Source organism: Geoglobus sp., assembly GCF_054018175.1.
Genome location: NZ_JBPLZQ010000001.1, coordinates 1 through 11,462, shown reverse-complemented (window position 1 = coordinate 11,462; position 11,462 = coordinate 1). Strand labels below are relative to the sequence as shown.

Below are 11,462 nucleotides of genomic sequence, written 5' to 3'. Positions count from 1 at the left end.
TGCAGTGTAGAGAACTCCCGTGGCAAATCTGTCCATCGCGAGGTTCACCGCTTCCTCAAAGCTGCCTGCTGGCTCAACGTCGTGTACGCTCTCCCTTAACACGTCCCAGGTGTCATTGAAGCTCACACATGGTTTGAGTATCTCCAGAAAGGAGAAACCTCTGTGGACTATCGCACCGTACATCAGATCCTCAAGCTGCCTGATGTTGCCTGCAAAGCCTCTCGCCACGAACGTGGCTCCGGAAACTATTGCAAGAAGGCACGGATTTACCGGATCCTCTACAGTTCCGCTGGGAGTGGTCCTCGTTCTCCTCCCTCTCGGAGTGGTGGCGGTAAACTGCCCGGTGGTGAGGCCAAAAACCTCGTTATTGTGCAGAAACAGGGCAACGTCGGTATTTCTCTTGGCGGCGTGGATGAAGTGTTCCATCCCCTCGCTTAGTGCATCTCCATCCCCCGAAAAACCAACAGGGTACAGCCCGGGATTTGCCAGTTTAATGCCGGTGAGAACGGGAAGAACTCTCCCGTGGATCGTGTGAAAACTCGGCTGATCAATGTAGTCGGGAAGCTTTCCGTGACACCCAATTCCAGCAACGACAACGATCCTTCCCCTCTCCACACCCTCGTTCTCAAGTCTTTTTATTACGTTTCTGAACGCCTTCAGTATCCCGAAGTTGCCGCAGCCAAGACACCACTCAATCTCCTTCAGGTTACCGCTCATCCGAGCACCTCCCTGAGCTCTTCTGGCGTGAAAGGTCTTCCGTCCCACTTCAGAACGCTTTCGACACTCACCCCACGACCTTTGAGGAGTTTCGCGAGCTGGCCCGTGTAGTTGCACTCTATAACTGTGGCGTGGTCGATATCGGGCAGAATGAGGGGCCTCAGATACCTCAGAACGACGAGCCTGTATCCGAGCTCCTCTGCCACCTCGTATGCGGCTCCAAAAGTGGATCCCCAGGTCACGATAACGTCTCTGCCACTGAAGAACTCGGCAAAAGCTCTGTCTTTGATCTCGTTTGCGATTCTTCTCTCCTTCTTCATCCTCTTTTCGTGCATTTTAGTCCTCACCTCTGCATCGTCAGTGGTTATTCCATACTCGTCGTGCTCGTTTGAATTGAACTTGACGATTGCAGGTGGAACGGCATACCTCGAAACACCGCTTTCGGTAATTTCGTACCTTCTGAAGACTTCCTCGCTGCTGTCAATGACCTCCACACTCTCGGGAGATGCGGATGCTGGCTCGATATCTGCGGTTTCCGAACTCTCGACAAGGTGTTTGTCGGTCAGCAGGATCGCGGGAATCTGGTACTTCCAGGCGAGATTCATGAGCTCGGCCGAGAGGGGGTATGCATCCTCAACGCAGTAGGGGCTCGCAACCACCAGCGGAAACTCTCCGTGAGAAGGGTTCAGCACGAATTCCAGGTCTTCCTGACCGTGAAAGGTTGCCATTCCGGTAGAAGGGCCGGACCTCTGAGCCTCGACAACCAGAAGCGGGACTTCGGCCATCGCAGCAAGACCCACGGATTCACACATGAGCCCGAACCCGCCACCGCTTGTACCCGTTGCACTCCTCTTACCTGCAAACGCACTGCCTATGGCCATGCAGACCGCCGCAATCTCGCTCTCCGGCTGGTACGTAATAACCCCGTCCCTCTTAACCAAGTAATGAAGGATCGGTGACGCCGGCGTCATGGGATAGGCGTAGTAGCAATCGAGCCCTGCAGAGAGCATCCCCTCGGCTATCGCCACCCCGCCGGAGACGATCTCCTTCCTCTCTCCCGCACTCTCGACCACTATTTCAGGCTCGTAGTTTTCAAGGTAGTAGTCGTAGGCCTTTCTCGATATAGATATGTCAGCATCCGCCCTTTTTCCAAACGCTTCCCGAAAAACCTTTTCGAGGACCTCAAATTCGACGGAGAAGTAAGCGGTCAGTGCACCGAGGGATGCTGCGTTCCTGAATAACGCGGGCATTCCCGACTCCCTGACGATCTCGGTCATGGGAACTCCCAGGGCATCCGCATCACCACAGGAAAACTTGGTGTCGTGTATGATACCTCCCCTGACGAATTCCCTGTGCATCCTGTAAACGTAGTCCTCGAGACAGACCAGGAGGTCGTAATACCTTCTGTGAGCGTGCACCCTCCTGTCAGATACCCTGACAACGCTTGCGTTGTGACCTCCCCTGATTCTGGACTGGTACTCCTGGTAAACAAACACGAAGTATCCGAGTTCAGAAAACAGCCTTGCACAGAGCTCCCCGGCTTCTTTTCCACCGTCAACGGCTGCTCCAGTAATGCAGATGTTGATGTCCATCAGCTAACACAGTAGAAATTCCAAATATATTGTTTTCCATCCAAATGGGGCCCGTGGGAATTCTATCTGTCCTGCTCCGTCAGAACGTTTTCAACGATCCGCTTGCCGGCCACCACCTCATCGACGCTGTGGATGACTCCACCAAGGCTCTCTATGGTCCTTTTTATCTCGTCAAAGTCCATCTCGTCACCCACTATCGTGATCTTTACGTTCTCGGTGTTCTGGTCTATCTCGTACAGGCTCAGGTTTACACCGTCGACGAACTCGAGCTCGCTGAGTATCTTCGCCAGCAGCAGGTTGCTGGGCTCATGGGGCTTCAGAACGTCCAGAACGAGTCTTCTGATTCCCGCCACAGAAAACATTAATATCTGCTTTATTTAACTCTTTTGTATGATTGACCTGCACATCCACTCAGTCTTCAGTGACGGAGAGCTGATACCGTCAGAAATAGCGAGAAGGCTGGCGGAAATTAACTATACCGCATTTGCAATAACCGATCACGTCGATTTCACCAACATGGAGCATACAATCTCCTCTCTCCAGAAAATCCAGGAGTATGCCGACGACTACGAACTCGAAATGCTGGTGGGCGTTGAGATAACCCACGTGCCCCCAGCCATAATCGGTAAAGCTGTCAGAATGGCCAGAAAGCTTGGTGCAGAGGTGGTCATTGTCCACGGAGAAACAGTTGTTGAGCCGGTCAGGAAGGGGACGAACTTCAGTGCCGTAAACGAGGAAATAGACATTCTCGCACATCCTGGGCTTGTAGACGAGAGGACTGCAGAAGTCGCTGCAGATAACGGAGTTTATTTCGAAATAACGTCGAGAAGAGGACACTCTCTCACAAACGGACACGTAGCGAGGATTGCAGAAAAGTACGGCGTTGAGCTTGTCATCAACACCGATTCTCACTCGCCTTCGGACTTCATAACCAGGGATCAGGCTGAACTCGTTCTAAGAGGGGCAGGCGTCCAGGATGTTGATAGAGTATTCAGGAACTCCTCAAGGATAGTGCGCCTCCAGAAGTGATATCACCTCTCTGTTTTTGCTGACATAGTTCTTTATCATGTTCACGGTCATGTAGTCCACGAGATACAGAAGCTTCTCCTTGGCCTCCGAGCTCGGGAAGGACTCAAGAGCTCTCTTGCTCTTTTCGGTGAACTTCTTTATAAGCTCGAGCACTCTGTTAACCGAGTCTCTGAATCCAAGCGTTCGTTCGAGGAGCAGCGGGAGGGTCATCGATTCAAACTCGCTTTTCTTGTCCTCGAACATCTCGAGATACTCGAGCAGGTCATCCACAAGCTGGTAAGCTATGCCGAGGTTAAAGCCGTACTGGTACATCCTCTCCGCCCTCTCGATGTCTCCAGAGATGTACTTGTATGCGTTTTTGGCAGAGTACGCAAAGAGCGACGCGGTTTTCAGCTCGATACACCTGAAGTAGTCGTCCTCTTCAAATTCGTCAGTTATGCTGTAAACGTCCAGGATTTCCCCCTCGCTCATCATCATTCCGGTCCTCGCAAAGTTCCTCACCACTTCCGGACCGTATTTGGAAGTAAGCTCGACTGACTTGGATATTAGCCAGTCTCCAACGAGCATTGCCAGTGAAGGGTCATACTTCACGTTCAGAGTTTCAACATTCCTCCTCACCACACCCCTGTCTATGATATCGTCATGCGCAAGGCTTGCAGTGTGGATCAGTTCAACAGCCATCGCCATGTCGAGGACAGTTCTGTAATCTCCACCGGCGAGTTTCCCGCTGAGAAGGACGATGATAGGTCGGGTTCTCTTTCCACCGGCCTTTATGAGGTGCTGAAGAGCCTTCTTTACCTTCGGCAGAGTATCGGCCCGGTTAACGAGATCCTGAAGGGAATCGTTTACAATCCTGTATTCTTCCCAGCTCTCAATCATCTCACAATACCTCTTTAATTTCATTTTAAATAAATTACTCACCGCAGAGTGTCGAGCAGGTACGCGTAAATCAGGGGGAGGGCGATGGTGGCGTCGCTGTAAACCGTAACGGCTTTTGCCCCCTCCTTGAGCTTGCACCAGCTTTTTGCCTCGTCGAGAGTAGCTCCGCTGAGACCTCCCCACTGGGGCGAGTCAGTTGTTACCTGCACTGCAAAATCAAACCCGTTGGCGAGAAGCATTGCCTGAAGGGTGAAGTTCTTGGGAACCCCACCTCCAACTATCACCGCCCCCATTGGCCTTTCCTGAAAGCACAGGTCAATCATCCTCTCAACATCCTTTATGGGGTTGTACCTGAGCTTCCTTCCGTAGATGTAGATGTGAAGGCCGAGAATCGAGTCGTGAAGGGTTGGGCAGAAAACCGGGATCCCTGACTCATACGCAACTCTCAGAAATGAGTCTCTCGGCAGGTGACTGCCAATCTCCCAAAGAATCTCATAACTCGTAAACTCCCCCTCCATTCCCTGAAGGATCTCCGACACGAATTCCTCGACACCCTCGAAAGCCGAGTTCTCAATGAACACATCATGTATCCTGTTCACGCTCTTCCTGCTCAGCTCAACGTCATCAACCTCATCACTCCCCTTCATGTGCCTGAATCCGAGAGACTCCGCGATTTCGTGAGTGACGTTTGCGCCCGTGGTTACGAGGGAGCTCGCAAAACCGTTTTCCAGGATACCCCTCACTATGCCCCTCATTCCCGCAGGCACCATCGCACCTGCCATCGTGAAAAATATGTATGAGCTTTTCTCGACCATCTCCCTGTATATCTCCGCAGCCTCTCCGAGCCGTCTTGCGTTGAACGCTGAGTCCTTCAGCAGGGCCACGAGGTCAGAGGCCCTGATGCCTTTCGAGATGTTCACTTCCCTGATCATCCCTTAGCAACTCCCAAGGGTCTCAGCCTCGCTACAATTTTCGAAATGCCGGCCTTGTCCACAACATCAACGACGTCGTCGCTCCTCTTGTAGGCCTGCGGAGCCTCCTCCGCGAGAAGTGCTCCGTGAGTTGCTCTGACGTATATGCCGTCCCTCATCAGCTCAGCCTTGATCCTGTCACCCCTCAGCCTCCTTTTCGCTGCAGCCCTGCTCATCACCCTCCCGCTTCCGTGGCAGGTCGAGCCGAAGGTCTCCTGCATCGCCTTTTCCGTACCCACGAGGACGTAGCTCGGGGTCCCCATGCTTCCTGGAATTATCACCGGCTGCCCGACATCCCTGTACCTCTGTGGAATCTCCCTGCTTCCCGGTCCAAAGGCTCTCGTCGCACCTTTTCTGTGAACAACGACCCTTATCCGCTCCCCATCGACCATGTGGGTCTCAAACTTGGCTATGTTGTGAGCGACATCGTACACGAGATTCATCGCGAGATCCTCCTCACCCATCCCGAAGACCTTCTGGAATGTCTCTCTCACCCAGTGAGTTATTATCTGCCTGTTGGTCCAGGCAAAGTTTGCTGACGAGGCCATACCTGCAAAGTAATCCTGTCCCTCCTTGCTGTTTATGGGCGCACAAGCCAGCTGCCTGTCGGGAAGCCTTATCCTGTACTTTCTGACTGCCTTGTCAAGCACGCTCAGGAAGTCGGTACACACCTGATGTCCGAGCCCCCTGCTTCCCGTGTGAATCATGACCGTGACCATTCCCTCTTCAAGCCCAAAAGCCTTTGCGACGTCCTCGTCGTAAACCTTGTCAACGTACTGGACCTCAAGGAAGTGGTTTCCGCTGCCAAGCGTTCCGAGCTGTCCCCTTCCCCTGTCCCTCGCTCTCTTGCTCACAACCTCCGGCCTCGCACCTTCAAGGGCTCCGTTCTCCTCGCACCTGTCAGCGTCGTCATCGTAACCGTAACCGTTCTCAGTGGCCCACCTCACACCCTCCACGAATATCTCGTCGAGCTCCCTGTCCGTAACTCTCAGCTTTCCCTCGCTGCCAACTCCAGACGGGACGGCAACGAAAAGCTCGTCAATGAGCGTTTTTATTTTCGGCTTCACCTCTTCAACCCTGAGAGAAGTCGTGAGCAGCCTGACGCCGCAGTTTATATCAAACCCCACACCACCCGGGCTGACGACACCCTCTTCGGCATCAAAAGCGGCAACACCACCAATGGGGAAACCATACCCGACGTGAACATCGGGCATAACGAGGGACGCCCTCTGAATGCCCGGCATCGTTGCCACGTTTGCCGCCTGTTCAACTGCATCCCTTTCGAGGATATTCATCAGCTTTCTGTTGATGTAAAAGTACGCGGGCACCCTCATACCTGACTTGTACGACTTGGGCAGCTCCCACTTGTAATCCGTAATCTTCCTGAGAACGTTCTCCATGGTCAGAATTGCCTGCAGGCTGTATTAATTTCTTATGCTGGTCTGCTCAAAACCATGCCTGACATCTGTCTTCCAACATGAAACAGAGAGTGTTAGCGCGAAGCGCGCGTTATCGTCAAAATTATGTTAAAAACAAAGTCAGACGTTCAGGGCTCAGCCTTTTCCTTGGGTATCGCATTCCTTATTTCCTCGAGCAGCTCGTCGTCACTTTTGCCCTCGGGGTCTATGTTGAGGGCCCTCGCCATTTCCTCGAGCTTCTTCCTCTTGTCCTCCGCCCTGTCGTCGTACTTGCCCTCTCTGAGGTTCCTCTCGAACTCCCTCAGCTCGAGTTCTGCCTCTCTCTGAGCCTTCCTGAACTCCCCGGTTGCCTTACCCATACTTCTCGCAAGTTCCGGAAGCTTGTTTGCGCCGAACAGCAGTACGGCAATCAGCAGGATCAGCAACAGCTCGTTTGGCCCGAGACCTCCTATCATTCTTTCACCCCTCGGTTTTTAACAAGGTCATCCGGCTGATTATTTATACCTTTAGGTTCGTCCTCCAGCCCCACACTCCTTTTGGCAGATTCAATAATTGACTTTTCCCGGATCTCCTCGACCTTCTTCAATATGTTGTCGTCGGGAGGGCTTATTCCGTACATTATCTCCAGCTCAAGTCTTCTCCGTGCTACCTTGTACTCCCCGTAAAGCTTACCGAGCTTCCTCGCCACATCGACAAGATTGTCAGGGCCCAGCAGGATCAGTGCGAGCAGAAGCACGAGCCCGAATTCACCCCAGCCAAACATTCGAAACGTTTAAAGCGTGAAGAAATATAAATCTTTCACCTATTCTGAGTTAAACCTCTTCTGAAGGGATTTGAGCGTAAGCCAGTACTCCTCCACGTCCCTCTCGATCGTCCGAATCTCGTCTTCACTCAGCTCTGCAAACCTCCCCTGTATCTTCAGGTATTCCGCGATGCTTCCCCTGCTGGCGTAGCTTCTCTCGCTTATCTCGGATATCCTCAGCTTCCCGTCGAACTCCCACAGAACCCACGCGAGGCTTTCCACGGCCATTCTCGCCACATCCACAGTCAGGCTGCTGTCGAACCTCCAACCCGGTGGACACGGTGCGTGAACGTGAACGAACCTGAATCCGTCAAGTTGAGAGGCTCTCCTGAACTTCCTCCTGAGGTCCCTCATGTACCCCACGCTCGCGGTGGCGGCATACGGAATACGGTGCATCAGCATCAGCAAACCCAGATCCCTTCTCGGCACCTCCTTGCCGCCGGGAGTTGTTGTCGTCTTCGCCCATCGAGGCGTTGACAGGCTCGACTGGGTGCCGGTGTTCATGTACGCCTCGTTGTCCACCACGACCACCATGATGTCGTCGTTTCTCGCTGCGGAGGCGCTCAGAGTTGAAAATCCAATGTCGGCGGCACCGTCCCCCATCCAGGCCACAACGTTTCCCGGTATGCCCCTCCTCCTGTAAGCCTCGCTCAGACCGCATGCCACAGCTGTTGTCGAGGCAAATGGAACATGGACGACGGGGCATTTCAGGGCGTGATTCGGGTGCATCCCTGCAATGACTGTCGAGCATCCAGCAGGAATGACGAGGACCGGGTTTTCGATCTCCTCTACAGCTCTGAAAGCGAGTGAAATCGGACAGCCGTGACAGCTCGCGTTTCCAGGAAGGATCATGGGTACCACACCACTCCGTCCAGCTTTCCATCAACAAACTTCCTGATGAGCCTCACAAAATCCTCGCTCGTGAGCTCTATCCCTCCGAGACCCGCTATGACATTCGACCTCACGCTCCTGACGCTTGACACCTCAAGGCCAATGATGCCCCTGTTTCCGGTGGACGCCCTGTCGAAAACAATGAACTCGCCGTCAAACTCTGCCAAGTCGTCGTAGGGAAAGGGGCGTATGTATCTTAGCTTTATCAGACCTACATTCACTCCCTCTCTTCTGAGGTCATCAACAGCCTCCTTCGCGTCTCCTGCCCACGCACCGGTCAGCAGGACGATGTAGTCTGCACCGTCGGTCCTGTACTCCTCATAAAGACCATACTCTTCAGGATACTCTCTCCCCACCTTCTCGATGACCTTCCTCGAGTTTTCGAGGTCGATCATGAGGTCCTTCCTCGCGTAGTGCCTCGCAGAGGTTGTGACCGCATTCATCCCCACCACGAAATCCGGAGTTATGCTGTACTCCTGCCTCCTCTCGGGGACCTCGATTTCCCTTACTACGACCGGCTCCACCGCATGGCTCACCTGAAAGGCATCGTATCCCACCGCATACGGGATGCTGACCTCCTCGCTTATCATGAACCCCTGCACCGTGAGGTCAAATGCTTCCTGCGCGTTCTCAGCCATCGCGATTATCCAGCCCGCATCCCTCAGGAGCATGACGTCAGAATGGTCCGCATGTATGTTCCAGGGCGCCCCTATGGACCTCGTAGGAACCGCCATCACGAGTGGTAGCCTCGATCCCGCCACCCACCAGCACATCTCGTACATGTAAGCGAGACCGTGGCTCGAAGTGGCGGTAAACGCCCTCACACCACCGGTAATTGCTCCAAAGACGACGGCCATTGCAGAGTGCTCTGACTCCACATTAACGATTTTTGCGTCGAGCTCTCCCTTCCCCACCATCTCCGAAAGCCGCTCCACTACCGGTGTCTGAGGAGTTATGGGATAGGCAGCAATAACGTCTGGTTTTGCGATCTTAACAGCCTCTGCAACGGCGTAGTTTCCGGTTAAGAGCTTTACCTTTCCCTTTCCATCACTATCGCTCCGGTAACGCACACCCTGCTGCATACTCCACAACCCTTGCAGTATTCGTAGTCTATAACCACCCGATCCCCAACCGACACAACACCCTCGGGGCAGTACTCGTAACAGCTCATACAGAGCACGCAGAGATCCTGCTTTACGACGGGTCTGAAGACCCTCCACTCTCCGGTTTTACCCGCAGATCCCTCAGTGGGTTCTGAAATGAGAACGTCGAGCCTCATTTTACCATCCCGTAAGCCATTTTCGCAGCCTCAATGTTGTCCTCAACCCTGACTCCAACCTCCTCGGCTATTGCATCCTCGAGGCTCGAGATCTTGAAACCGAGATGCTTTGCGACCGCCCCGCTCATTGCCGTGTTCACCACAGGCCACCCGGACACAATCAGGCCGAGCTTAACGGCAATGGTGTTTGCATCTATGACGATGTCACCACCCTCTCCATTCGGGGAGTTGACTATCTTTGTCGCGCTGTCTGCGCTAACGTTCAGGGAGGTGTCGAAAATGACGGCGATGTCCGGTCTGACGATTCTCGACCTCCTCCTGATCCGCGTTTCGGATATCCTGAGGTAAGCCTGAACTCCCGCTCCCCTCCTCTCAGCTCCGAACTGGGGCATCGCCTGAGAGTGAAAACCCTCGATCAGCGCGGCTCTGGCGAGGATCCTTGCGGAGGTTATACCACCCTGCCCGCCCCTGCAGTATATGACGATCTCCCTCATCCACGCTGAGGTCACGTGCTGGGTATATAAAATATGCCAATCTCACACACACTGTCATGCTCGATTCATCCCGTCAAAATTATTTTAAACCTGCACAATATACTTTCACACGGATAATGAAACTGATTGTTGTCATTGACAGGGACGACGACCTCGGAAGGAAGGCTGGTGTCAGTTCTCCGGTTATCGGTAGGAGAGAGTGCCTTGAGGCTGCTCAGAGACTTGGTATGGCCGATCCCGAGGACAGCGACCTCAACACAATTTTTGGGGCGCTCAAAATCTACGACGAGCTGAAGAGCAGGGGAGAGGATGTCGAGGTCGTCATAGTCGCCGGGGACGAGAACGTCGGAGTGATCTCGGACTCTAAGATAGCAGAACAGATGGATTTTCTCCAGAGAACGACCAACGCAAACAGTGTGATTCTCGTGACCGACGGAAGTGAAGACGAATTCGTGATACCGATTATCTCGTCGAGGTTCAGAATCGACGGGATAACCAGGATCATCGTGAAACAGAGCAAGACCATAGAGAGCACGTACTACCTCTTCAAGAAAATGTTCGAAGACCCGAAGATCGCAAAGTCCACTTTTGTACCCGCGGGCACAATACTGCTAATATTCTCCATTTTCATGCTCCTCGGCCTCACAGAGGTCGGTTACGGCACTGTCATACTCTTCGCCGGAGTGTATCTCCTCCTGAAGGCCTACGGGATGGATGATGCTATAGAGGAGTACTTCTCGAGCATAAAGAAATCTCTGCTCGAAGGCAGATTCTCATTCATCACGTACCTCGTTTCTCTGATTCTCGTGATAGTTGGAACAATACAGGGGATCAACAGCTTCTGGAAGCTCCTGAACCAGCCCGTTGCCGTGGGAGCGATATTCCTGATTACGTCTTTTGTTTACGGCAGTCTGTGGTGGTTCGTTTCCGCTGGGATAAGCATAATAATCGGAAAGATCCTCGACGCGTTCATAGAGAGGAAGCCGATGGCGAGGTACATTTCAATGATATTTCTCCTGATTGCCGCCGGACTGATAATATGGGGCGGGTCAGTTTACATAATCTCATCAACGGAGGTGTACTCGCATCTGAGAGAGGACGCGATGTACTACTTCCTGATGGCAGTTTTTGGCGGATTTCTATCGGGCCTCATTGGAGTTGTCCCGCTCAGGTACTTCAGAATCAAGGAGGCCTAACTCCCTCCTGAGTTCACACGCCTGACAGACTGTTTTTGGCGTTGGCTCGCCGCAGATTTCACAGCTGTTCAGGTCTATCTGGGGGAACATTTCCCTGAGGCACGGGAGGAGTGTCTAGAAGCTCCTAATAACGGAGAACTTTCTTCCCGGGTACCTGTTCTCAAATTCGTACAGAAAGTCCCTCACGATTGCCC

Annotated in this window: 14 protein-coding genes; 2 read left to right on the top strand and 12 right to left on the bottom strand. The window is 53.1% G+C overall.

Annotation, left to right across the window (positions count from 1 at the left end; genetic code table 11):
- The 3 genes from ACXJJC_RS00070 to ACXJJC_RS00060 form a co-directional block, all read right to left on the bottom strand.
- A partial coding sequence (locus ACXJJC_RS00070) for a thiamine pyrophosphate-dependent enzyme (protein ID WP_456368402.1) occupies positions 1–717 on the bottom strand: 717 nt, incomplete at its 3' end.
- Positions 714–2,309 carry a 2-oxoacid:acceptor oxidoreductase subunit alpha gene (locus tag ACXJJC_RS00065; protein WP_456368400.1) on the bottom strand — a complete coding sequence of 532 codons (1,596 nt, stop codon included), beginning with the start codon at positions 2,307–2,309 and terminating at the stop codon, positions 714–716. The genes ACXJJC_RS00065 and ACXJJC_RS00070, both read right to left, overlap by 4 nt.
- 62 nt (positions 2,310–2,371) lie before the next feature.
- Positions 2,372–2,662, bottom strand: coding sequence for a DUF211 domain-containing protein (locus ACXJJC_RS00060; protein WP_456368398.1), 291 nt, complete (start codon positions 2,660–2,662; stop codon positions 2,372–2,374).
- Positions 2,663–2,699: 37 nt separating this feature from the next.
- On the opposite strand from ACXJJC_RS00060, the gene ACXJJC_RS00055 reads away from it, so the two are divergent.
- Positions 2,700–3,338, top strand: a complete 639-nt coding sequence (locus tag ACXJJC_RS00055) for a histidinol phosphate phosphatase domain-containing protein (RefSeq protein ID WP_456368396.1) — start codon at positions 2,700–2,702, stop codon at positions 3,336–3,338.
- On the opposite strand, the gene ACXJJC_RS00050 is transcribed toward ACXJJC_RS00055, so the two are convergent.
- The 9 genes from ACXJJC_RS00050 to ACXJJC_RS00010 all read right to left on the bottom strand — a co-directional run bounded on the left by ACXJJC_RS00050 (position 3,312) and on the right by ACXJJC_RS00010 (position 10,072).
- On the bottom strand, positions 3,312–4,217 hold the full coding sequence (locus tag ACXJJC_RS00050; RefSeq protein ID WP_456368394.1) for a polyprenyl synthetase family protein: 906 nt from the start codon (positions 4,215–4,217) through the stop codon (positions 3,312–3,314). The genes ACXJJC_RS00055 and ACXJJC_RS00050 overlap by 27 nt on opposite strands.
- 38 nt (positions 4,218–4,255) lie before the next feature.
- On the bottom strand, positions 4,256–5,149 hold the full coding sequence (locus ACXJJC_RS00045) for a deoxyhypusine synthase (protein WP_456368392.1): 894 nt from the start codon (positions 5,147–5,149) through the stop codon (positions 4,256–4,258).
- Positions 5,146–6,588: an RtcB family protein gene (locus ACXJJC_RS00040; RefSeq protein WP_456368390.1), complete on the bottom strand. Its 1,443-nt coding sequence runs from the start codon at positions 6,586–6,588 to the stop codon at positions 5,146–5,148. The genes ACXJJC_RS00045 and ACXJJC_RS00040 overlap by 4 nt, the downstream gene beginning before the upstream one ends.
- 146 nt (positions 6,589–6,734) lie before the next feature.
- A complete protein-coding gene (locus tag ACXJJC_RS00035) occupies positions 6,735–7,061 on the bottom strand; it encodes a twin-arginine translocase TatA/TatE family subunit (protein ID WP_456368388.1) in 327 nt (108 codons plus the stop codon).
- Complete coding sequence (locus tag ACXJJC_RS00030; protein ID WP_456368386.1) at positions 7,058–7,369, bottom strand: twin-arginine translocase TatA/TatE family subunit; 312 nt, start codon at positions 7,367–7,369, stop codon at positions 7,058–7,060. The genes ACXJJC_RS00035 and ACXJJC_RS00030 overlap by 4 nt, the downstream gene beginning before the upstream one ends.
- A gap of 39 nt (positions 7,370–7,408) precedes the next feature.
- On the bottom strand, positions 7,409–8,260 hold the full coding sequence (locus ACXJJC_RS00025) for a thiamine pyrophosphate-dependent enzyme (protein WP_456368384.1): 852 nt from the start codon (positions 8,258–8,260) through the stop codon (positions 7,409–7,411).
- Positions 8,257–9,369: a pyruvate ferredoxin oxidoreductase gene (locus tag ACXJJC_RS00020; protein WP_456368382.1), complete on the bottom strand. Its 1,113-nt coding sequence runs from the start codon at positions 9,367–9,369 to the stop codon at positions 8,257–8,259. The genes ACXJJC_RS00025 and ACXJJC_RS00020 overlap by 4 nt, the downstream gene beginning before the upstream one ends.
- Positions 9,330–9,578, bottom strand: a complete 249-nt coding sequence (locus tag ACXJJC_RS00015) for a 4Fe-4S binding protein (RefSeq protein ID WP_456368380.1) — start codon at positions 9,576–9,578, stop codon at positions 9,330–9,332. The genes ACXJJC_RS00020 and ACXJJC_RS00015 overlap by 40 nt, the downstream gene beginning before the upstream one ends.
- Complete coding sequence (locus ACXJJC_RS00010; RefSeq protein WP_456368379.1) at positions 9,575–10,072, bottom strand: 2-oxoacid:acceptor oxidoreductase family protein; 498 nt, start codon at positions 10,070–10,072, stop codon at positions 9,575–9,577. Before ACXJJC_RS00010 ends, ACXJJC_RS00015 begins: the two co-directional genes overlap by 4 nt.
- 116 nt (positions 10,073–10,188) lie before the next feature.
- Between ACXJJC_RS00010 and ACXJJC_RS00005 the strand changes: the two genes are divergently transcribed.
- Entirely contained in the window at positions 10,189–11,268 is a 1,080-nt protein-coding gene (locus ACXJJC_RS00005; protein ID WP_456368378.1) for a DUF373 family protein, read from the top strand.
- Positions 11,269–11,462: the final 194 nt, after the last annotated feature.

Excerpts from the sequence above, each read along its gene's own strand:
- ACXJJC_RS00065 (WP_456368400.1), bottom strand. The coding sequence starts at position 2,309 with ATGGACATCAACATCTGCATTACTGGAGCAGCCGTTGACGGTGGAAAA.
- ACXJJC_RS00055 (WP_456368396.1), top strand. The coding sequence starts at position 2,700 with ATGATTGACCTGCACATCCACTCAGTCTTCAGTGACGGAGAGCTGATA.
- ACXJJC_RS00050 (WP_456368394.1), bottom strand. The coding sequence starts at position 4,217 with ATGATTGAGAGCTGGGAAGAATACAGGATTGTAAACGATTCCCTTCAG.
- ACXJJC_RS00045 (WP_456368392.1), bottom strand. The coding sequence starts at position 5,149 with ATGATCAGGGAAGTGAACATCTCGAAAGGCATCAGGGCCTCTGACCTC.
- ACXJJC_RS00040 (WP_456368390.1), bottom strand. The coding sequence starts at position 6,588 with ATGGAGAACGTTCTCAGGAAGATTACGGATTACAAGTGGGAGCTGCCC.
- ACXJJC_RS00035 (WP_456368388.1), bottom strand. The coding sequence starts at position 7,061 with ATGATAGGAGGTCTCGGGCCAAACGAGCTGTTGCTGATCCTGCTGATT.
- ACXJJC_RS00030 (WP_456368386.1), bottom strand. The coding sequence starts at position 7,369 with ATGTTTGGCTGGGGTGAATTCGGGCTCGTGCTTCTGCTCGCACTGATC.
- ACXJJC_RS00025 (WP_456368384.1), bottom strand. The coding sequence starts at position 8,260 with ATGATCCTTCCTGGAAACGCGAGCTGTCACGGCTGTCCGATTTCACTC.
- ACXJJC_RS00015 (WP_456368380.1), bottom strand. The coding sequence starts at position 9,578 with ATGAGGCTCGACGTTCTCATTTCAGAACCCACTGAGGGATCTGCGGGT.
- ACXJJC_RS00010 (WP_456368379.1), bottom strand. The coding sequence starts at position 10,072 with ATGAGGGAGATCGTCATATACTGCAGGGGCGGGCAGGGTGGTATAACC.
- ACXJJC_RS00005 (WP_456368378.1), top strand. The coding sequence starts at position 10,189 with ATGAAACTGATTGTTGTCATTGACAGGGACGACGACCTCGGAAGGAAG.